Genomic DNA, 21,645 nt, shown 5'->3' with positions numbered 1-21,645 from the left:
TGCAGCCAAAACCCCACAGCAAAAAGGAGAGGCGCCATGCGCACTGTCATTTTGCGTCGCGGGCTGGTCGCTCTGTTTGCTGCGGCTGTGTCCCTCGGCGTCATTACTCAAGCTCAAGCCGAGACCTTGCGGATCGGTTATCAGAAGTACGGCACCCTGGTGCTGCTCAAAGCCAAGGGAACCTTGGAAAAACGCCTCGCAGCCCAAGGGGTGGACGTGCAATGGACCGAGTTCCCCGGCGGCCCGCAGCTGCTTGAAGGCTTGAACGTCGGTTCCATCGACTTCGGCGTGACCGGTGAAACCCCGCCGGTGTTTGCCCAGGCCGCAGGCGCCGATCTGCTCTACGTCGCTTACGAGCCACCGGCGCCCACCAGCGAGGCGATCCTGGTGCCCAAGGGGTCGGCGATCCAGTCGGTGCAAGACCTCAAGGGCAAGAAAGTCGCGCTGAACAAAGGCTCCAACGTCCACTACCTGCTGGTGCGGGCGCTGGAAGATGCTGGCTTGAAGTATTCCGACATCCAGACCGTTTTCCTGCCGCCGGCCGACGCCCGCGCCGCGTTCGAACGTGGCAGCGTCGACGCCTGGGTGATCTGGGATCCGTACCAGGCTGCCGCCGAACAGCAGTTGCAGGCACGCACTCTGCGTGACGGCAAAGGCATCGTCGATAACCACCAGTTCTACCTCGCCACCAAACCCTATGCGCAAAAAAATCCCCAGGTCATCACGGCGCTGGTGGAAGAAGTGCGCGCAGTGGGGGAGTGGTCCAAGGCCAATCCTGAAGACGTGACCCAGCAGGTCTCGCCGTTGCTCGGCCTGCCGGCGGACATCACCCTGACCTCGGTGAAACGCCAAGGCTACGGGGCGTTGTTCCTCACGCCGGAAGTGGTGGCGGCGCAGCAGAAAATAGCCGACAGCTTCTACCAGCTCAAATTGATTCCCAAGCCCTTGAGCATCAAGGACGTGATCTGGACGCCGCCGGCGGCCGTTGCGAAAGCGCAGTAATTCGATCCCTTAGGAGACCACTCCATGAGCCTCAATATTTTCTGGTTCCTGCCTACCCACGGCGACGGCCATTACCTTGGCACTGCCGAAGGCGCCCGCGCCGTTGATCACGGTTACCTGCAGCAGGTTGCCCAGGCGGCGGACCGACTGGGTTTCGGCGGCGTGTTGATCCCCACCGGGCGTTCCTGCGAGGACTCCTGGCTGGTGGCCGCTTCGCTGATTCCGGTGACCCAGCGCCTGAAATTCCTCGTCGCCCTGCGCCCCGGGATCATTTCCCCGACGGTGGCGGCGCGCCAGGCCGCGACGCTCGACCGGTTGTCCGGCGGACGTGCGTTGTTCAACCTGGTGACCGGCGGCGACCCGGACGAACTGGCCGGCGACGGCCTGTTCCTCGATCACGAGCAACGCTACCAGGCGTCGGTGGAATTCACCCGCATCTGGCGCCGGGTGCTGGAAGGTGAAACCGTGGATTACGACGGTGAGCACATCAGTGTGAAGGGCGCCAAGCTGCTCTATCCGCCAATCCAGCAACCGCGTCCACCCCTGTATTTTGGTGGCTCGTCGGAAGCGGCCCAGGACCTGGCGGCCGAGCAGGTGGAAATGGTGCTGACCTGGGGCGAACCGCCCGCAGCCGTGGCGCAAAAGATCGAACAAGTGCGGGCCAAGGCCGCGAAGCTCGGCCGTACCGTGCGCTTCGGCATCCGCCTGCATGTGATCGTGCGGGAAACCAACGCCGAAGCCTGGCAAGCGGCCGACCGGCTGATCTCTCACCTGGACGACGACACCATCGCCCGTGCCCAGGCTTCCCTGGCGCGCTTCGATTCGGTGGGCCAGCAACGCATGGCCGCCCTGCACGGTGGCCGTCGCGACAAGCTGGAAGTCAGCCCCAACCTCTGGGCCGGTGTCGGCCTGGTTCGCGGCGGGGCCGGTACGGCGCTGGTGGGCGATGGTCCGACCGTGGCGGCGCGGGTCAAGGAATACGCCGACCTTGGCATCGACACGTTCATCTTCTCCGGTTATCCACACCTGGAAGAGTCCTATCGCGTGGCGGAACTGCTGTTCCCACACCTGGACGTGGAGCGCCCGGAGTTGCCCAAGAGCCAGGGCTATGTGAGCCCGTTCGGTGAAATGGTCGCCAACGATATTCTTCCCAAAGCCGCGTCCCAGAGCTGAGGCGGCCATGAAGAAAATCATCCACAACTTTGCGCCCTGGGCGGTGCCGCTGCTGTTGCTGGCGGTATGGCAACTGTCGGTGTCGGCCGGTTGGTTGTCCACCCGGATCCTGCCGGCACCCGTGGCCGTCATCGAGGCCGGGGTCAACCTGGTGCGCAGCGGCGAGATCTGGACGCACCTGGCGATCAGCGGTTGGCGCGCGGCGGTGGGCTTTTTGATCGGCGGCGGCATCGGCCTGGCCCTGGGCTTCATCACCGGTTTGTCGAAATGGGGCGAGCGCCTGTTGGACAGTTCCGTGCAAATGGTTCGGAACGTCCCGCACTTGGCGCTGATTCCGCTGGTGATCCTGTGGTTTGGCATCGATGAGTCGGCGAAGATTTTCCTGGTGGCGCTGGGTACGTTGTTCCCGATCTACCTCAACACCTACCACGGCATCCGCAACGTCGACCCGGCGCTGGTGGAAATGTCCCGCAGCTACGGCTTGTCCGGCTTCAGCTTGTTTCGCCAGGTGATCCTGCCGGGCGCCTTGCCTTCGATCCTGGTGGGCGTGCGTTTTGCCCTGGGTTTCATGTGGCTGACGCTGATCGTGGCGGAAACCATCTCGGCCAGTTCCGGTATTGGATATTTGGCGATGAATGCCCGGGAATTCCTGCAGACCGATGTGGTGGTGCTGGCGATTCTTTTGTACGCGGTGCTGGGAAAATTGGCCGATCTTGCCGCCCGTGGGCTTGAGCGGGTCTGGCTGCGCTGGCACCCGGCGTACCAAGTGAACAAGGGAGGTGTCGCATGACCGCCCAACAACCTCCGCGCTTGCTGCGTGGCATCCCGCTGGCGGTGCGCAAGCTGCAAAAAACCTTCGGCACGCGCCAGGTATTACGCGACATCGACCTGCATATCCCGGCCGGGCAGTTCGTGGCCGTGGTCGGTCGCAGTGGCTGCGGCAAAAGTACCTTGTTGCGTTTGCTGGCCGGCCTCGACCAGCCCACGGCAGGAGAGTTGCTGGCTGGCTCCGCGTCCCTGAGCGCTGCACGGGAAGACACGCGGCTGATGTTCCAGGAAGCGCGTTTGCTGCCCTGGAAAAAAATCATCGACAACGTCGGCCTCGGGCTCAAGGGCAACTGGCGCCCGCAGGCGCTGCAGGCACTGGAAGCTGTCGGTTTGGCCGACCGCGCCCATGAGTGGCCGGCGGCGTTGTCCGGCGGGCAGAAACAACGGGTGGCCCTGGCCCGCGCGCTGATTCATCAGCCACGCCTGTTGCTGCTCGACGAACCGTTGGGAGCGCTGGACGCCCTGACCCGTATCGAGATGCAGCAACTGATCGAAAACCTCTGGCAGCAGCACGGCTTCACCGTGTTGCTGGTGACCCACGACGTCAGCGAGGCGGTGGCGATTGCCGACCGGGTGATCCTGATCGAGGACGGCCAGATCGGCCTCGACCTGTCCATCGACCTGCCGCGCCCGCGGGTTCGCGGCTCTCATCGCCTGGCGAGCCTGGAAACCGAAGTCCTCAACCGTGTGCTGTCCTTGCCCGGCCAACCGCCGGAACCCGAACCCGTTTCACCCTTGCCCACGCAATTGCGTTGGGCGCAATAACCTCATCCAAACAGGAATCGACACCATGACTATCAAAGCCATCAATGTACGCAACCAGTTCAAAGGCACCATCAAGGAAATCGTCGAAGGCGACGTGTTGTCGGAAATCGACGTGCAGACCGCGTCGGGCATCGTCACTTCGGTCATCACCACCCGCTCGGTCAAGGAGCTGGAACTGGCGATCGGTAGCGAAGTGATCGCCTTCGTCAAATCCACCGAGGTGTCGATCGCCAAGTTGTGAACGATGCATCACCCACAGCCCCGGACGGCGTGAGCCCTTCGGGGCTTTTTGGCTTTCTGCTGGCGTGTGAACACGCTTGGGTGAGGTTTGGGGCTGCTGCGCCCGAGGCGTCGGACCGGCCCAGCGGGAGCAAGCTCCCTCGCCACGATGAGGCGACTCTTGGCTCAGGGCGCTTCACGCTTGGGGAGGTACGGCGGCAGATACAGCCCCAGATACGCATCGAACACCCGCATGCCTTCTTCGGCCATGCGCGGGGTGATCTGGCCGTGTTGTTGTACCGAGCGGGCGTAGACGCGGTCGCCCAGTTCCATGGCCAGGGCGAACACGTCGACGTCTTTGGGCAAGGTCGGCAGCTCGAAATGGTGGTCGAACACCTTATGCATCAGGTCGCCCAGTTCGAGGTCGTGCTGGCGGTCGGCCTGGGTGACTTCGGTCAGGCCGTGCTGGGCCAGGATCAACTGGCGGGCGGCGGCATCCTGGCCGTAGATGACGAGCATGCGCTGTTCCACCAGCCGTGACAGGTCGTGCCAGTGGTTCAACGCGCCATGGTCGATCGGCGCTTGCAGGCAGGCGCGAAAGGCGGCGTGGACATCGGCGGTCAGGGCTTCGAGCAGGGCCGGGACGCTGGCGAAGAAGTGATACACGGAGGAGGGTGGGATCCCGGCGCGTTCGGCGACGCTGTAGATCGACAGGCTGGCCACGCCTTCGGCGGCAAGCAGCGTGCGGGCGGCATCGAGAATGGTGTCGATCCGGGCCTGGCTGCGTGCGCGGGGTTTGCGGGGGGTGGCGATGCGCGTCATGGACGTCTCCTGCGGGGTTGCCGGGCATTGTACGAGCCGGTTTCTGTGTTGTCTGCCAAGCCGTCATCGCGGGCAAGCCTTGCTCCCACAGGGAACGGTGATGAGCCTGGGCCAGTTGATCACCCTCGATCCAATGTGGGAGCTGAGCTTGCTCGCGATCCGCCGAAGGCGGCCATCCAACCTGCATCCATAAAAAAACGCCGCAGCCTTTGGGGCTGCGGCGTTTCTCTTTACTGCAACCACTTACACGGTATGCAGGTACCAGTTGTATTCAAGGTCGGAGATGGAGTGTTCGAACTCCTCCAGCTCGCTCTCCTTGCAGGCCACGAAGATATCGATGTATTTCGGGTCGATGTACTTGGCCATGACTTCGCTGTCGTCCAGCTCGCGCAGGGCATCGCGCAAGTTGTTCGGCAGGCTTTGCTCGTTCTGCTCGTAGCTGTTGCCTTCCACCGGCGCACCGGGCTCGATCTTGTTGACCAGGCCATGGTGCACGCCTGCCAGCACGGAAGCCATCAGCAGGTACGGGTTGGCATCGGCACCGGCGACGCGGTGTTCCAGGCGCACGGCATCGGCCGAGCCGGTAGGGACGCGCAAAGCCACGGTGCGGTTGTCCAGGCCCCAGGTCGGCGAGTTCGGCACGTAGAACTGTGCGCCGAAGCGGCGGTAGGAGTTGACGTTAGGGCAGAGGAACGCCATCTGCGCGGGCAGGGTCTCGAGCACACCGCCGATCGCGTGACGCAGTGCGGCGTTCTGCTCGGGATCCTCGCTGGCAAAAATATTCTTGCCATCTTTATCAAGAATCGAGATGTGGACGTGCAGACCATTACCCGCCTGGCCCGGATAAGGCTTGGCCATGAAGGTGGTGTCCATTTCATGGTCGTAGGCGATGTTTTTGATCAGACGCTTGAGCAGGACCGCATAGTCGCAGGCCTTGATCGGATCGGCCACGTGGTGCAGGTTCACTTCGAACTGCGCCGGGGCACTTTCCTTGACGATGGCGTCGGCGGGAATGCCTTGCTCCTTGGCCCCTTCCAGAATGTCCTGGAGGCAATCGACGTATTCGTCGAGGTCATCGATCAGGTAGACCTGGGTCGAGTGCGGGCGTTTGCCGGAGATCGGCGAGCGAGGCGGTTGTGGGCGTCCATTCACGTTCTCCTGGTCGATCAGGTAGAACTCCAGCTCGAATGCGGCGCAGATGGTCAGGCCCAATTCGTCGAACTTGGTCACGACCTGGCGCAGGACTTCCCGTGGGTCGGCGAAGAAAGGCTCGCCTTCGAGTTCGTGCATGGTCATCAACAGTTGCGCAGTGGGGCGCTTCTGCCAAGGCTCGTTGCACAGGGTGTCAGGGATTGGATAACAGATCCGGTCGGCATCGCCGATGTCCAGACCCAGGCCGGTGCTTTCCACCGTAGAGCCATTGATATCCAGGGCAAATAAAGAGGCCGGCAGGTTGATGCCTTTCTCGTAAACCTTGTGGAGGCTGGTGCGTTCTATGCGCTTGCCGCGCACCACACCATTCATATCCGCAATCAGAAGGTCAACGTACAGAACCTCAGGATGTTCCTTAAGGAACGCGTTCGCTTCGTTAAGCTGAACGGCACGCGGGGGTACCGACATGATGCAACACCTTTGTTGTTAAAAATATCAATCATTGATCTCTTCGAAAGCCAGTCAACCCGAACGGCATGCCGAAGTCAAGCAGGGCCTTTTTTGCCCTAAAAAAGCACCTGCAGGGCTTTTTTGAGGCAATTTAGGGCGTTTTTTTCCCTTTAAGGGTCTTGCCGACCGCGGGCTTGAGCGGGGCGTGTTGTATTTTTTACGGGGGTGTTGTGTAAAAAAATGAACAAGGCTAAGCTCGATTCAAACCCATAACAGCAATAATATCGGGGTGCTTCATGTCTCGCCTGCCGTTAATCGGCGTCACCACCTGCTCCAGGCAGATTGGTCTGCATGCTTATCACATCAGTGGCGATAAATATTCCCGGGCTGTCGCGACAGCCGCCAAGGGCTTGCCAGTGCTGCTCCCGTCCCTGGCGGATCTGTTCCCGCCGTCCGATATTCTGGACGCCCTGGACGGCATTCTTTTTACCGGCTCTCCTTCCAATGTAGAACCTTTTCATTACCAGGGCCCGGCCAGTGCGCCAGGCACTGCTCATGATCCTGCACGGGACGCCACCACCTTGCCGCTGATCCGCGCCGCTGTCGAGGCGGGCATCCCGGTGCTGGGCATTTGCCGAGGTTTCCAGGAGATGAACGTAGCCTTTGGCGGCAGCCTGCATCAGAGCGTTCATGAAGTCGGAACGTTCATCGATCATCGTGAAGACGATACTCAAGCGGTGGATGTTCAATACGGCCCTGCCCACGCCGTGAATATCCAGCCTGGTGGTGTACTGGCAGGCCTGGGGCTGCCTCGACAGATAGCGGTCAATTCGATCCACAGCCAGGGTATCGAGCGCCTGGCGCCTGGGTTGCGGGCCGAAGCGATGGCGCCCGATGGCCTGATCGAGGCTGTTTCGGTGCCAAAAGGCAAGGCTTTTGCTTTAGGTGTGCAATGGCACCCCGAATGGGAGGTAAGCTCTCACCCGCACTACCTTGCGATTTTCCAGGCATTTGGCGATGCCTGCCGAGCAAGGGCAACACAACGCGACGCCGATGCGTCAAACAACGCCTGACGACTAATAGCCGTCAGGAAACTCACGCCTAGAGGCATTTATGAGTAACAACCTCGACCAGCTCACCGATTGGTTGAAAGACCACAAGATCACAGAAGTCGAATGCATGATTGGCGACCTCACCGGTATCACCCGGGGCAAGATCTCGCCGACCAACAAGTTCATCGCCGAGAAAGGCATGCGCCTGCCCGAGAGCGTTCTGCTCCAGACCGTTACCGGCGACTATGTCGAAGACGACATCTATTACGAACTGCTCGACCCCGCCGACATCGACATGATCTGCCGCCCGGACGAGAACGCAGTATTCCTTGTGCCCTGGGCCATCGAGCCCACTGCCCAGGTCATTCACGACGCCTACGACAAGCAGGGCAACCCCATCGAGCTGTCGCCGCGCAACGTGCTCAAGAAAGTACTCAAGCTCTACGCCGACAAGGGTTGGCAGCCGATCGTCGCGCCGGAAATGGAGTTCTACCTGACCAAGCGCAGCGACGACCCGGACTTTCCGCTGCAACCGCCCGTTGGCCGCTCCGGCCGCCCGGAAACCGGCCGGCAGTCCTTTTCGATCGAAGCGGCCAATGAATTCGACCCGCTGTTCGAAGACGTCTACGACTGGTGCGAACTGCAGGAACTGGACCTCGATACCCTGATCCACGAGGACGGCACGGCGCAGATGGAAATCAATTTCCGTCATGGCGATGCCCTGTCCCTGGCCGACCAGATCCTGGTGTTCAAGCGCACCATGCGCGAAGCGGCACTCAAGCACGACGTGGCGGCCACCTTCATGGCCAAGCCCATGACCGGCGAGCCGGGCAGTGCGATGCACCTGCACCAGAGCATCATCGACAAGGAAACCGGCAAGAACGTCTTCTCCAATGAAGACGGGACCATGAGCGATCTGTTCCTGCACCACATCGGCGGCCTGCAGAAATTCATCCCCGAGCTGTTGCCGCTGTTTGCCCCCAACGTCAACTCGTTCCGCCGCTTCCTGCCGGACACCTCGGCGCCGGTGAACGTGGAATGGGGCGAGGAGAACCGCACCGTCGGCCTGCGCGTGCCGGATGCCGGGCCACAGAACCGCCGGGTGGAAAACCGCTTGCCGGGCGCCGATGCCAACCCGTACCTGGCGATTGCCGCCAGCCTGCTGTGTGGCTTCATCGGCATGGTCGAAGGCATCAACCCGAGCGCGCCGGTGGTGGGCCGAGGCTACGAACGCCGCAACCTGCGTTTGCCGCTGACCATCGAAGACGCCCTGGAGCGCATGGAAAACAGCACCACCATCGAGAAATACCTGGGCAAGAAATTCATCACAGGCTACGTCGCGGTCAAGCGGGCCGAGCATGAAAACTTCAAGCGCGTCATCAGTTCGTGGGAGCGGGAATTCCTGCTCTTCGCCGTCTGAAGCGCCGGGCGGGGCTGCTTCAGGCAGCTTCGCCCTCACCGATAAAAGGAGAATTGGCATGACCGGCAACAACCCGCAAACCCGTGAATGGCAGGCCCTGAGCAACGATCACCACCTGGCGCCGTTCAGCGACTTCAAGCAGCTCAAAGAGAAAGGCCCACGCATCATCACCCACGCCAAGGGTGTCTACCTCTGGGACAGCGAAGGCAACAAGATCCTCGACGGCATGGCCGGCCTCTGGTGTGTGGCCGTCGGTTATGGCCGCGAGGAACTGGCCGATGCCGCCAGCCAGCAGATGCGCGAGCTGCCGTACTACAACCTGTTCTTCCAGACGGCCCACCCGCCGGTGCTGGAATTGTCCAAAGCCATCGCCGACATCGCCCCTGAAGGCATGAACCACGTGTTCTTCACCGGTTCCGGCTCCGAGGGCAACGACACCATGCTGCGCATGGTCCGCCACTATTGGGCGATCAAGGGCCAGCCGAACAAGAAAGTCATCATCAGCCGCAAGAACGGTTATCACGGCTCGACCGTGGCCGGCGCGAGCCTGGGCGGCATGACTTATATGCACGAGCAGGGCGACTTGCCGATCCCGGGTATTGTCCATATCGCCCAGCCTTACTGGTTCGGTGAAGGCGGCGACATGAGCCCCGAAGAGTTCGGTGTGTGGGCGGCCAACCAGTTGGAAGAAAAGATCCTGGAGATCGGCGTGGACAACGTCGGCGCCTTCATCGCCGAGCCGATCCAGGGCGCTGGCGGCGTGATCGTGCCGCCGGACAGCTACTGGCCGCGCATGAAGGAAATCCTCGCCAAGTACGACATCCTGTTCGTGGCCGACGAAGTGATTTGTGGCTTCGGCCGTACCGGTGAGTGGTTCGGTACCGACCATTACGGGTTGAAACCGCACATGATGACCATCGCCAAGGGCCTGACCTCCGGCTACATCCCCATGGGCGGGCTGATCGTGCGTGACGATGTGGTTGCGGTGCTCAACGAAGGCGGCGACTTCAACCACGGGTTTACCTATTCCGGTCATCCGGTGGCCGCGGCAGTGGCCCTGGAAAACATCCGCATCCTGCGCGACGAAAAGATCATCGAGCGCGTCCATGCTGAAACGGCACCCTATTTGCAGAAGCGTTTGCGGGAACTGAACGATCATCCGCTGGTGGGTGAAGTGCGCGGTGTCGGTTTGCTGGGGGCGATCGAGCTGGTTCAGGACAAGGCCACGCGCAAGCGCTACGAAGGCAAGGGCGTGGGCATGATCTGCCGGCAGTTCTGTTTTGATAACGGGCTGATCATGCGCGCGGTGGGTGACACCATGATCATTGCGCCGCCGCTGGTGATCAGCAAGGCCGAGATCGATGAATTGGTGACCACGGCACGGCAGTGCCTGGACCTGACGCTCAGTGCGTTGCAAGGCTAAGTGCTAGGCTCTGAGCGAGGTGCCTGCAAGGGCTCCGCCCAGCGAGAATAAAAGGCTGGGCTTGTGTTGAAAGCCTGGCCTGTAACTTGCCAGACTACCGACCGTTCAAGTTGTCCGCGAGTCGGCTACTGAACTGTGGCTAAGAAGAATAACTGGAGCATTTTTTCATGAAGGCATTAGGTATGAAGATAGCTGGCAAGACCCTCCTCGCCATGTCCCTGATGGGCGTGATGGCGGGCGCTGTTCAGGCGGACGACAAAGTGCTGCACGTCTATAACTGGTCTGACTACATTGCGCCGGACACCGTCGCCAAGTTCGAGAAGGAATCGGGGATCAAGGTCGTCTACGACGTGTTCGACAGCAACGAAACCCTGGAAGCCAAGTTGCTGGCCGGCAAGTCCGGTTATGACATCGTGGTGCCGTCGAACAACTTCCTGGCCAAGCAGATCAAGGCCGGCGTCTACCAGCCACTGGACAAGTCCAAGCTGACCAACTGGAAGAACCTCGACACCGACCTGCTCAAGGCCGTTGGCGACGCCAGCGACAAGGGCAACCAGCATGCCTTCCCCTACATGTGGGGCACCATCGGCATTGGCTACAACCCCGAGAAGGTCAAGGCCGCACTGGGCATCGACAAGATCGACTCGTGGGACACCCTGCTCAAGCCGGAAAACATTGCCAAGCTCAAGGGCTGCGGCGTGAGCTTCCTCGATTCGCCAACCGAAATGATCCCGGTGGCGTTGCACTACCTGGGCTACCCGACCGACAGCCAGGACAAGAAGCAACTGGCCGACGCCGAGGCGCTGTTCCTCAAGATCCGTCCTTCGATCAGCTATTTCCACTCGTCCAAGTACATCTCTGACCTGGCCAACGGCAACATCTGCGTAGCCGTGGGTTACTCGGGCGATATCGAACAGTCCAAGTCCCGCGCCGCCGAAGCCGGTGGCAAGGTCAAGGTGGCCTACGCCATTCCAAAAGAAGGCGCCGGTTCCTTCTACGACATGGTCGCCATTCCCAAGGATGCCGAAAACGTCGACGCGGCCTACCAGTACATGAACTTCCTGCTGAAGCCGGAAATCATGGCCGAGATCACCAACAACGTCCGCTTCCCGAACGGCAACAAAGCCGCGACGGCGTTGGTGGAAAAAGATATCTCCGGTGATCCGAACATCTACCCATCGGATGAAGTGAAAGCCAAGTTGTACGCGATCAGCGACTTGCCGCCGGCCACCCAGCGGATCCTGACCCGCAGCTGGACCAAGATCAAATCCGGCAAGTAAGCCGGCCTGAAGTACTTTCCTGTTGTCGTCGCCATCGAGGCGGCGACAACGGGAAGCCCTGAATAATTAAAAGTTTTGCTGGATCGGTTTATCGAGGGTAAGTTGCGCGCCGGTTTTGTTGCAGGGCCCATCGTGGCCAGCTAACGGGGGCAACTTGGGCCCAACTATTTAAGAGGACCTCCACGTGCCAGTCTTTTCTTTGTTACGCAACGCCTTGCTGGTCGGTGCCGGCCTGACGCTCGCCGTCAGCGTCCAGGCTGCCTCCACCGTGCATATTTATAATTGGTCGGACTACATCGGCGAGACCACCCTGGCGGATTTCGAAAAAGCCACGGGCATCAAGCCGGTGTATGACGTGTTCGATTCCAACGAAACCCTGGAAGGCAAGTTGCTGGCCGGTCGTACCGGCTACGACGTGGTCGTGCCGTCCAACCACTTCCTGGGCAAGCAGATCAAGGCCGGGGCGTTCCAGAAACTCGACAAGGCCCAGTTGCCCAACTACGCCAACCTGGACCCTGTGCTGCTCAAACGCCTGGAAAAGAACGACCCGGGCAACCAGTACGCCGTGCCTTACCTATGGGGCACCAACGGCATCGGCTACAACGTCGAGAAGATCAAGGCAGTCCTGGGCGTCGAGAAGATCGATTCGTGGGCCATGCTGTTCGAACCGGAAAACATCAAGAAACTCTCCAGCTGCGGCGTGTCGTTCCTCGACTCGGGCGACGAGATGATCCCGGCGATGCTCAACTACCTGGGCCTGAATCCCAACAGCGAAGACCCTGAAGACTACAAGAAGGCCGAGGCCCAGCTCCTCAAGATCCGGCCATACGTGACCTACTTCAATTCCTCCAAGTACATCTCCGATCTGGCCAATGGCGAGATCTGCGTGGCCGCCGGTTTCTCCGGCGACATCTTCCAGGCCCGCTCGCGTGCCAGCGAAGCCGGCAAGGGCGTCGAAATCGCCTACGTGATCCCCAAGGAAGGCGGCAACCTCTGGTTCGACATGCTGGCGATCCCGCGTGACGCTACCAACGTCAAGCAAGCGCACGCCTTCATCAACTATGTGCTCAAGCCTGAAGTGATCGCCCAGGTCAGCGACACCGTTGGTTATGCGAACCCGAACCCGAAGGCTGGCGAGCTGATGGACCAGAAAGTGCGCACCGATGAAGCGGTGTACCCACCGCAAGCGGTCGTCGACAAGCTGTACGTCAACTCCGAGTTGCCGCCCAAGATCCAACGACTCATGACCCGTAGCTGGACCAAGGTCAAGTCGGGTAAATAACGTCAACACTCTTAGGTTCGTCCGCGTGGGGCGAACTGCAAATTCTGTGGGAGTTTCGTAAATGGCAGTTGCCTCCGGCGCCTATAAGAAAGCCCTCGAGGGCGACCAGACACCCAAGCAGGTGCTGGTCAAAATCGACCGGGTCACGAAGAAGTTCGACGAGACGATTGCCGTGGACGACGTGTCCCTGGAAATCAAGAAAGGCGAAATCTTCGCCTTGCTCGGCGGTTCGGGATCGGGCAAATCCACCTTGCTGCGCATGCTGGCCGGTTTCGAGCGGCCCACTGAAGGGCGGATTTTCCTCGACGGTGTAGACATCACCGACATGCCGCCCTACGAGCGGCCGATCAACATGATGTTCCAGTCCTACGCCTTGTTCCCGCATATGACCGTGGCGCAGAACATCGCCTTCGGCTTGCAGCAGGACAAGATCCCGAAAGCCGAGGTCGATGCCCGCGTGGCTGAAATGCTCAAGCTGGTGCAGATGAGCCAATACGCCAAGCGCAAGCCGCACCAGCTTTCCGGCGGCCAGCGCCAGCGCGTAGCCCTGGCCCGTTCCCTGGCCAAGCGGCCGAAGCTGTTGCTGCTCGATGAACCGATGGGTGCCCTGGACAAGAAACTGCGCTCGCAAATGCAGCTTGAGCTGGTGGAGATCATCGAGCGGGTTGGCGTGACCTGCGTCATGGTGACCCACGACCAGGAAGAGGCCATGACCATGGCCGAACGCATCGCGATCATGCACCTGGGTTGGATCGCCCAGATCGGCAGCCCGATCGACATCTACGAAACCCCGACCAGCCGGCTGGTTTGCGAGTTCATCGGCAACGTCAACATCTTCGAGACCGAAGTGGTGGACGACGCCGAAGGCCACGCGGTGCTGACCTGCAAGGACCTGGACCGCAACATCTACGTTGGCCACGGCATCAGCACCTCGGTGCAGGACAAGTCCGTGACCTACGCCATTCGCCCGGAAAAACTGTTGGTCACTTCCCAGCAGCCGACCTGCGAGCACAACTGGTCCAGCGGCAAGGTCCACGACATCGCTTACCTGGGTGGTCATTCGGTGTTCTACGTCGAGTTGCCCAGCGGCAAGCTGGTGCAGTCCTTCGTCGCCAACGCCGAACGCCGCGGCCAGCGTCCGACCTGGGGCGACCAGGTATTCGTCTGGTGGGAAGACGACAGCGGCGTGGTACTTCGCTCATGAACATGCGCAAACTCAAACGCCGACTCGATCGAATAACGCCCGGTGGCCGCCAGTTGGTCATCGGGGTGCCCTTCATCTGGCTGTTCCTGTTCTTCATGCTGCCGTTCTTCATCGTCCTGAAGATCAGCTTCGCCGAAGCCGACGTCGCCATCCCGCCGTACACCGAGATCTACAGCTATGTCGACCAGAAGCTGCAGGTGCTGCTTAACCTCGCCAACTACGCGATGCTGAGCGAGGACGAGCTGTACATTGCCGCCTACCTTGGCTCGCTGAAGATGGCGCTGATCAGCACCGTCTTGTGCCTGCTGATCGGTTATCCGATGGCCTACGGCATCGCCAATGCCCGCAAAGAGATGCAGACGGTGCTGGTGCTGCTGATCATGATGCCGACCTGGACCGCGATCCTGATCCGTGTCTATGCGTGGATGGGCATCCTCAGCAACAACGGCCTGCTCAACGGCTTCTTGCTGAGCATGGGCTGGATCAGCGAACCGCTGCAGATTCTCAACACCAACCTGGCGGTCTATATCGGGGTCGTTTACTCCTACCTGCCGTTCATGATCCTGCCGCTGTACGCCAACCTCGTAAAACATGATGCCAGCTTGCTGGAGGCCGCGTCCGACCTGGGCTCGAGCACCTTCAACAGCTTCTGGAAAATCACCGTGCCGCTGTCCAAGAACGGCATCGTCGCGGGCGCCATGCTGGTGTTCATTCCCGTGGTGGGTGAGTTCGTGATCCCGGAACTGCTAGGCGGCCCGGAAACCCTGATGATCGGCAAAGTGCTGTGGCAGGAATTCTTCAACAACCGTGACTGGCCGGTGGCATCCGCCCTGGCGGTGGTGATGCTGGCGATCCTGATCGTGCCCATCATCCTGTTCAACCGCAGTCAGGCCAAAGAAATGGAGGGCAAGGAATGAAGCGCTTCAGTTTTTCAAGCCTGATGCTGGTGCTGGGTTTGTTGTTCATCTACGCACCGATGCTGATCCTGGTGATCTACTCGTTCAACGCCTCGAAACTGGTGACGGTGTGGGGCGGTTGGTCGATCAAGTGGTACGTCGGCCTGCTGGACAACAGCCAGTTGATGGGTTCGGTGCTGCGTTCGCTGGAAATCGCCTGCTACACGGCGATTGCTGCGGTGGCCCTGGGTACGTTGGCGGCTTTCGTGCTGACCCGTATCACCCACTTCAAGGGGCGCACGCTGTTCGGCGGCCTGGTCACCGCGCCGTTGGTGATGCCGGAAGTGATTACCGGTCTGTCACTGTTGCTGCTGTTCGTGGCCATGGCCCAGATGATTGGCTGGCCCCAGGAGCGTGGCATCGTCACCATCTGGATTGCCCACACCACGTTCTGCGCCGCTTATGTGGCGGTGGTGGTCTCGGCGCGCTTGCGTGAACTGGACCTGTCCATCGAAGAGGCGGCCATGGACCTCGGTGCGCGGCCGTGGAAGGTGTTCTTTTTGATCACCATCCCGATGATCGCGCCGTCACTGGCAGCGGGGGGCATGATGTCGTTCGCGCTGTCCCTGGATGACCTGGTACTGGCAAGCTTCGTCTCCGGCCCCGGCTCGACGACCTTGCCGATGGAAGTGTTCTCGGCGGTGCGCCTGGGGGTAAAACCGGAAATCAACGCCGTGGCGAGCTTGATCCTGCTGGCGGTGTCTTTGGTGACGTTCCTGGTCTGGTACTTCAGCCGCCGCGCCGAAGAAAACCGCAAGCGAGCGATCCAGCAAGCCATCGAAGAAAGCGCCGCCGACTCCTGGAAACAACCGGAAGTACGCCGGGCCGAAACCGCACCGGTCTGACCCGGCATTGGTGCCAAATGTGGGAGCGAGCCTGCTCGCGACAGCGGTGTGGTAGTTGGCGCAGATGTTGACTGCCAGGCCGCCATCGCGAGCAGGCTCGCTCCCACAGGTGTTTGTGAAACCCACAAATCCACTGCCGGGTGCAGATCCCACAGGTGTCTGTGTAGCCCATAGATCCGCGGCCTGATGCAGGTCCCAGTGTGGGAGCGAGCCTGCTCGCGATAGCGGTGTGGCAGTCAATGAAGATGTTGAATGCCGGGTCGCCATCGCGAGCAAGCTCGCTCCCACAGGTGTTTGTGTAGCCCACAAATCCTCGGCCGGGTGCAGATCCCACAGGTGTTTGTGTAGCCCACAAATCTGCAGCCTGATGCAGATCCCAGTGTGGGAGCGAGCTTGCTCGCGATGGCGGCGGGGCAGTCGAAGAGGCTGTCCCGCCACTTTCTCATTTCTTCAACGCGTCATGGGCCTCCAGCGCGCGCAGGGAGTAGATATACGCCGCGCCCGCGTTCAGGGACACCGCGGTGGCCAGGGTGGCGGCGATTTCTTCGCGGGTGGCGCCGGCCTTGATGGCGGCATCGGTGTGCACGCCGATGCAACCGTCGCAGCGGGTGGTGATTGCCACGGCGATGGAGATCAGCTCGCGGGTCTTGGCGTCGAGCACGTTGTTCTCGGCGGCGGCTTCATCCAGGGCCATGTAGGCCTTGACCATCTTCGGATTGCTTTTGCCCAGGGCGCCAAAGGCGCTCTTGATGGTAGGCAGCAGCTCGGACCAGTTATTGAACATAGCGTTTGACTCCTAATGGGGAGGGTGGGATTGCGCCCTTGTAGTCTTGACCATCAATGACGATCAAGCTCGGGTGGCGATGAAAAAGACTTGTGCGCCCGCTTCAGGGCGCCCGGGCCGGCAACAGTTTCAAGGTGCCATGGGTATTGGCCGTCACTTCTTCCTCGGCCAGGTGCGCCTGGTGATACAACCCCTCTATGTACGCTTCGGCCTGGTCCTCGTAATGCTTGTCGAACGGCACGCCGCTCTGGCCGACGGGGTTGATGGTGACGCTGTGGCTCGGGTCGGCGAAGTCGATGATGCGCCGCGTCGAGGGCCCATAGGTCACCGGCCACGGCGCCGGGCCGATTTTGGCGGAGAGGTTGTTGGGCACCTCGTGGGTACCCGGTGCCGCGAAGGGGCCGACGTTGAAGATCCGGTCCAGCGGCTTTTGCAGGCCCAGCGGGTGGCCATGGGTGAGGGTGTGGGCCTGGCCCCATTGCCATTGCGTGGCATCGTCGCCGAGGGTGACTTTCAGGTGCGCCAGGCTCTTGTCCCAAGCCTTTTTCACGATGTCGGCGCGGGACTCCGTGCCAAGGGTCGTGCGGTCGTCCCACCACGGTGAGTCCCCGGAGGCCGCCAAGCGTGGAAGGGCTGCGTCGATCACCCGGGTCGACAGCGCGGTTTCGAAGAAGCCATCGCCCAGTTCATCGTGCAGGGCGGCGTCGGCCAGGTTGAACAGGAACTGGTTGAACAGCGTGGCGCTGGTGGAGTCCAGCGGGTAATCGCCCGGCCACTGGGCCAGTTGTTCCACCCATTTGCGTTCCTGTGGGTCGCTGACCACCTCACGCAGCACCGGCAGCAAAGGCGCGAGCAGGCGAGGGCCGTAGGCGGTGGTGGTGCCCAGTTGCAGTTTCTGGGTGGTTTCGATGTCCCACTTCGCCTGCTTGTCGCTGAGCTGGTGGTTGAGTTGCTGGCCACGGTCGGCGAGGTTGTAGTAACCGGGGATCTCGATGCCGCTGGCCGGCACCGGCTGGAAATTGGCCGAGACGATGTAGCCCCGCGTCGGGTTCTCTTCCTGCGGGTTGCTGGTGAACGGATAGAAACCTTCCTTTTCCGCCTCCGGACGGCTGCCATCGAGAATGAAGCCGGGCTTCACGCCGGCCGGCCGCTTGGGCAGTTGCGCGGCGGCCCACCAGCCGATGTCCCCCTTGGCGTTGGCCCACACCACGTTCAGCCCCGGTGCGTGGATCTTGGCCGAGGCGGCACGGGCCTTGCTGAGGGTATCTGCGCGGTTGAGCTGGTAAAAAGCCTCGAGGATCGGGTTGCGGCTTTCCAGGAATCCCCACCACATGGCGACCGGGGTCTTGCCGGCGTTCGCGCCGAGGGCATCGTTAACGATCGGACCGTGGGGCGACTGGCGCAGCACCAATGTCACCGGCGCTTGGCCCTTGACGGCGATCTGCTGTTCGCTGCGGGTCATGTCCACCCATTTGTCGCGATACCAGATCTGTTCGGGATTGTCCGGGTTGACCTTCTCGGCGACCAGGTCCAGGTCGTCGTTCTGGAACATGGTGATGCTCCAGCCAAAATCCTTGTTCATGCCCAGGGTCGCAAAGGGCAGCAGCGCCTGGTAGTGCCCGTAGAGTTCGAAACCCGGCGCGGACAGGTGCGCCTCGTACCACACCGAAGGCGTGGAAAAGCGGATGTGCGGGTCACCCGCCAGCAGCGGCTTGCCGCTTTGGGTGCGGCTGCCGGAGAGCGCCCAGGCATTGCTGCCCTCGAACTGTGGCAGGCCGTTATCGGCCAGTGCCTGTTCGCTCAGACGGGCCAGGGCATTGAGGTCTTTCCAGTCGGCGGCGGCCAGTGGCAGGCCGCCCTTGCGACCTTCGGCCAGCACGCCTTGAGGCTGCCAGTCGAGGTCGAAAATGTTCAGGTAATTGGCGCCCAGCACATCGCGCACGTAGGTCAGCAGGGGCTCGGTGCGAAAGGCGGCGGCGAAGCTGTAGGCCATGTAGCCGGTAATGCTCACGGTGTCTTCGGCGGTGAAGGGGCGCTTGGGAATGCCCAGCACATCGAACTCCACGGGCCGGGTGTGGCTGTCCTGGTAGGCATTGATGCCGTCCAGGTAGGCTTGCATGGCGAGCCAGGCCGGGGATTGCGGGTCTTGCTCGGTCACATAGGTCGCGGCGCGCTCGCGGATGCGCAGGCTGCGCATCAGCTTGTCGGTGTCGAGCAGTTTCGGCCCCAGCACCTCGGCCAGCTCACCCCGGGCGAGGCGGCGCAGGATCTCCATCTGGAACAGCCGGTCCTGGGCATGCACATAGCCGAGGGCGCGGTACAGGTCGGTTTCGTTCTCTGCGCGAATATGCGGCACACCGCGTTCGTCGTAGCGCACCGTCACCGAGCCATGCAGCCCTTGCAACTGCACCGTGCCTTGGCGGGTGGGCTGCTTGCTGTAGAGGTAGCCGCCCGCGACGATGATCGCGGTGACGACCAATGACAGGAAGGCGACGAGGGTGCGTTTCATGGTGATTCCTTATTCTGGTGACAGCGGTCCCATGGTTTCGCTGTTGATTCCCTGTTTAGCACATGGCCGCTGCCCGGCGCATCGTCCGTCGGAGGGATTTACTCCAAGTCGCCTCGCGGGCAGGAGTATAGGCGGTGGAAGGTTTCGGGCAGCGGCTGGGCTTTTGGAGGCTGGCGCCGCGAATCGCAAGGCTATCGTTGATCGGCCCGGCAATCACGTTGGTCGTCGTCGAAGCGCAAGGGGATGTGAGTCGGCGTGTGTCGCGAGGGCCGGCCACAGGAGGCTCCTGCGGCCGGCGTAGAGGGACGGTTTCAACCGGTGATCGTCAAGCTGGCGAAGGATGGCTCGACGGCTTCATCAGCTTGGCCGAGTGGTGGGTGCTGGTTCGTTGGACGGCCCGCCCTGGGGTCTCGGCTCGCCTCGCTCTGCCAGTTGAATGTCATCGCCAGAGGCTTTTTTGGGCCTTGTTGCCAGGCTCTGAGCCCATTCGGTGCCCAGGTTAAGCCCCGCGATAGCGGTTTGCGGAACGACCTGGGTAAGGCCGCGGGTCACGTGGTAGGTATTTTCGAGGTCGCGCCGCCAGCCTTCCGGCTGGGTGTGGGGCAGGCCGTCTCGGTTTGGACTTGTCACGTTCTGCAGCGGTACGTTGGCTCGCTTGGTCAGGTCGTCTGTGCCGCTCAGCGCCTTGTTTTCGAGCGGTGCCGCCACACTGTTGGCAAAGAACGGAAGCAGCGTCAGGCCGGAGGAGAAGAAGGTTGTGACAATCTGCTCCATTTTTTCCCGCACTTCCGGGTTTTCACCCACCGCGGCGGCGTCGCCCACGGCTGTACGCATGGCGACCCCTTCGCCCACGCCGACGATCCGATTGGTGAGGTCGCTGACATTGGCCATGTTGAGCGGGTTGAGCTTTCCTGTCGCTTCGGAAAACGCCTTGGGTAACAGTTCGCCCCAGTTGCGGTTTTCCTTTGTCACCCGGTAGGTGGGAATCTCCTCGTCACCGTGGGTTTGCGCATATTTCGCCACTGCCTGGCCACCCGCCATGAAGGTGCCACCCACTGCGGAGGCCGCTGTGCGGGCGACGATGCCACCAGCGTTGACTGAGGTGAACTGGTCGATGGTGTCCCGCACTGCGTGAGCGGCACCGAAGGCGAGGTAGCCGGTGAAGTCGCCGCTCGCTGTGCCGAAGTTGTTCGCGTTCTGCTTGAGCGTGAATTCGTTGCGCTGTTGCTCCTGCGCAAGATTGCGCGCATCGAGTGCAGGGTTGGCGACCCGACGCCCATTCTGCGTGACGACTTGCAAGGCCTTGGGGTACACCGCCAGCGGATCGACCTTTGCCAGACCCGCGCCGATGGTCTTGTCGACCACGACCTGGACGAATGGACGGATGCCGTCGCTGATCACTTTGTGTGCGGCGCCAAGGACAGTCGAGGTCGCCGCGACATGCTTACCGTAGGAGGCGTCGGCCATTTTCTCATCGATCGACGCAGTGATTGCGCCAAAGTGACCCGCAGAGGCCACGCCCTGCGGGATCCCCGCCCCGGCGAACACCGCCAGGCCGGTTACAAAGCCGCTCTTGGTCTTGAGGTCGGCGACATAGTCCTGGCGTCCGACGTTCTTCAGCGCGGTGTCCAACGTTTCGTTTTCCTTCGTCGCTTTCGTCAGCTCGCTAGGCTTGCTGTCCTCATTTTCCTGAAAGTCGTCAAACTCCTCCTGAACCTTGAGCAACTGGTTCAGGTCAGTGGCCGCCTGGTCTCGTTCAGGCTGGGAAAGGCTCTCGTTGTTCATTGCACTGCGCGTATGCTCGATCCGGCTTTCCATGAAGGTATTCAAGCGCGTGGGCAGGTCTTGCGTCATGGCTTGCATGACGCCTTTTGCGTAACCGCGGAAGGCGTCATGACTGTTTTGCAGAGGCTGGCGATCACCTTCCGGTGTGTTGTCGATCACTTCCTGGCACAACGAATGGTAGGCGCCGAGGGTATCGCCCACGCGTGCGCAGTGTTTGTCCCAGACCGCGCCGAAGCCACCGCTGTCTTTCCTGTCCTTGTCGTTCTTGCTCAGGTACTCGTTGAAATCCTTGACGAATGCCTCGGTTTCTTCGTGGCCCGACAGCATCGGGTGCGGCGTGCCGCCGAGTTCGGTGAGATGCTTCTGTACATCTTGATAACTTGTGCCTGGCGCGTAGCCCAATATGTTGCCTTCCACGCTCATATGCTCACGTGCATAGCCGATGGGGTCGCTATCAGGGTTTTTCTTGCCGAGGCTGTTGACCAACCCTGTCAGGCGCTGCTGCCTGGTCTTGAGCGCTTGCTGGGTCTGCTCGGTCGGTTTTCCTTCGAAGTGATAAGGCACCAGCGGATTGGTGGAGGGCCGAACCTGCCCGGACAGGCTGGTCCCCACCGGCGTGATCCGATCGTCTTGCGCGTGCAACGCCGCCGAGCTGGTGCTTCGTCCTACTGATAAATCTGGCATGTCGTGCTCT

18 protein-coding genes are annotated in these 21,645 nt (G+C 61.4%); 13 read left to right on the top strand and 5 right to left on the bottom strand.

Annotated elements, in window-relative coordinates; all coding sequences use genetic code 11:
• Positions 1-36 precede the first annotated feature (36 nt).
• The 5 genes from KI237_RS28950 to KI237_RS28930 are packed head-to-tail and all read left to right on the top strand — an operon-like array spanning position 37 to position 4,009.
• Complete coding sequence (locus tag KI237_RS28950) at positions 37-1,002, top strand: sulfonate ABC transporter substrate-binding protein (protein ID WP_212798055.1); 966 nt, start codon at positions 37-39, stop codon at positions 1,000-1,002.
• 24 nt (positions 1,003-1,026) lie between these two features.
• Positions 1,027-2,175, top strand: a complete 1,149-nt coding sequence (ssuD, locus tag KI237_RS28945) for an FMNH2-dependent alkanesulfonate monooxygenase (RefSeq protein WP_018610594.1) — start codon at positions 1,027-1,029, stop codon at positions 2,173-2,175.
• Positions 2,176-2,182: 7 nt separating this feature from the next.
• Positions 2,183-2,965 (top strand): aliphatic sulfonate ABC transporter permease SsuC, encoded by a 783-nt coding sequence (gene ssuC, locus KI237_RS28940; protein WP_212798054.1) that lies wholly within the window; start codon positions 2,183-2,185, stop codon positions 2,963-2,965.
• Positions 2,962-3,768 (top strand): aliphatic sulfonates ABC transporter ATP-binding protein, encoded by an 807-nt coding sequence (gene ssuB, locus KI237_RS28935; RefSeq protein WP_212798053.1) that lies wholly within the window; start codon positions 2,962-2,964, stop codon positions 3,766-3,768. The genes ssuC and ssuB overlap by 4 nt, the downstream gene beginning before the upstream one ends.
• A 25-nt stretch (positions 3,769-3,793) precedes the next feature.
• Entirely contained in the window at positions 3,794-4,009 is a 216-nt protein-coding gene (locus KI237_RS28930) for a TOBE domain-containing protein (protein ID WP_003177394.1), read from the top strand.
• Between the two features lie 164 nt (positions 4,010-4,173).
• Here the strand turns inward: KI237_RS28930 and KI237_RS28925 are convergent, their stop codons facing one another.
• Both KI237_RS28925 and KI237_RS28920 read right to left on the bottom strand, forming a co-directional pair.
• Positions 4,174-4,809 (bottom strand): TetR/AcrR family transcriptional regulator, encoded by a 636-nt coding sequence (locus KI237_RS28925; RefSeq protein WP_212798052.1) that lies wholly within the window; start codon positions 4,807-4,809, stop codon positions 4,174-4,176.
• Positions 4,810-5,052: 243 nt separating this feature from the next.
• Complete coding sequence (locus KI237_RS28920) at positions 5,053-6,429, bottom strand: glutamine synthetase family protein (RefSeq protein ID WP_014340747.1); 1,377 nt, start codon at positions 6,427-6,429, stop codon at positions 5,053-5,055.
• Positions 6,430-6,707: 278 nt separating this feature from the next.
• Here KI237_RS28920 and KI237_RS28915 point away from each other — a divergent pair, with 278 nt between their 5' ends.
• From KI237_RS28915 to KI237_RS28880, 8 genes are all read left to right on the top strand, one after another.
• Positions 6,708-7,484, top strand: a complete 777-nt coding sequence (locus KI237_RS28915; protein WP_212798051.1) for a gamma-glutamyl-gamma-aminobutyrate hydrolase family protein — start codon at positions 6,708-6,710, stop codon at positions 7,482-7,484.
• A 40-nt stretch (positions 7,485-7,524) separates the two neighbouring features.
• Positions 7,525-8,883, top strand: a complete 1,359-nt coding sequence (locus KI237_RS28910; protein ID WP_018610575.1) for a glutamine synthetase family protein — start codon at positions 7,525-7,527, stop codon at positions 8,881-8,883.
• A 58-nt stretch (positions 8,884-8,941) separates the two neighbouring features.
• The gene (locus KI237_RS28905; RefSeq protein WP_212798050.1) at positions 8,942-10,306 is read left to right on the top strand and encodes an aspartate aminotransferase family protein; all 1,365 of its coding nucleotides are present in this window, start codon (positions 8,942-8,944) and stop codon (positions 10,304-10,306) included.
• 167 nt (positions 10,307-10,473) lie between these two features.
• The gene (locus KI237_RS28900; protein ID WP_212798049.1) at positions 10,474-11,586 is read left to right on the top strand and encodes a polyamine ABC transporter substrate-binding protein; all 1,113 of its coding nucleotides are present in this window, start codon (positions 10,474-10,476) and stop codon (positions 11,584-11,586) included.
• A gap of 184 nt (positions 11,587-11,770) precedes the next feature.
• Positions 11,771-12,868 (top strand): polyamine ABC transporter substrate-binding protein, encoded by a 1,098-nt coding sequence (locus KI237_RS28895; RefSeq protein WP_212798048.1) that lies wholly within the window; start codon positions 11,771-11,773, stop codon positions 12,866-12,868.
• 61 nt (positions 12,869-12,929) lie between these two features.
• Entirely contained in the window at positions 12,930-14,072 is a 1,143-nt protein-coding gene (locus KI237_RS28890) for an ABC transporter ATP-binding protein (RefSeq protein ID WP_212798047.1), read from the top strand.
• A complete protein-coding gene (locus KI237_RS28885; RefSeq protein ID WP_212798046.1) occupies positions 14,069-14,989 on the top strand; it encodes an ABC transporter permease subunit in 921 nt (306 codons plus the stop codon). The genes KI237_RS28890 and KI237_RS28885 overlap by 4 nt, the downstream gene beginning before the upstream one ends.
• A complete protein-coding gene (locus KI237_RS28880) occupies positions 14,986-15,873 on the top strand; it encodes an ABC transporter permease subunit (protein WP_212798045.1) in 888 nt (295 codons plus the stop codon). The genes KI237_RS28885 and KI237_RS28880 overlap by 4 nt, the downstream gene beginning before the upstream one ends.
• 442 nt (positions 15,874-16,315) lie before the next feature.
• Here KI237_RS28880 and KI237_RS28875 read toward each other — a convergent pair whose 3' ends face one another.
• From KI237_RS28875 to KI237_RS28865, 3 genes are all read right to left on the bottom strand, one after another.
• A complete protein-coding gene (locus KI237_RS28875) occupies positions 16,316-16,657 on the bottom strand; it encodes a carboxymuconolactone decarboxylase family protein (protein ID WP_014340738.1) in 342 nt (113 codons plus the stop codon).
• Between the two features lie 103 nt (positions 16,658-16,760).
• Positions 16,761-19,166 carry a penicillin acylase family protein gene (locus KI237_RS28870; RefSeq protein ID WP_212798044.1) on the bottom strand — a complete coding sequence of 802 codons (2,406 nt, stop codon included), beginning with the start codon at positions 19,164-19,166 and terminating at the stop codon, positions 16,761-16,763.
• 357 nt (positions 19,167-19,523) lie between these two features.
• Entirely contained in the window at positions 19,524-21,635 is a 2,112-nt protein-coding gene (locus KI237_RS28865) for a type III effector (RefSeq protein WP_212798043.1), read from the bottom strand.
• Positions 21,636-21,645 lie beyond the last annotated feature (10 nt).

The organism is Pseudomonas sp. St316 (genome assembly GCF_018325905.1).
GTDB lineage: Bacteria > Pseudomonadota > Gammaproteobacteria > Pseudomonadales > Pseudomonadaceae > Aquipseudomonas.
Note: the sequence above shows the minus strand (reverse complement) of the source record. Positions and strands in the feature narration are given on the sequence as shown.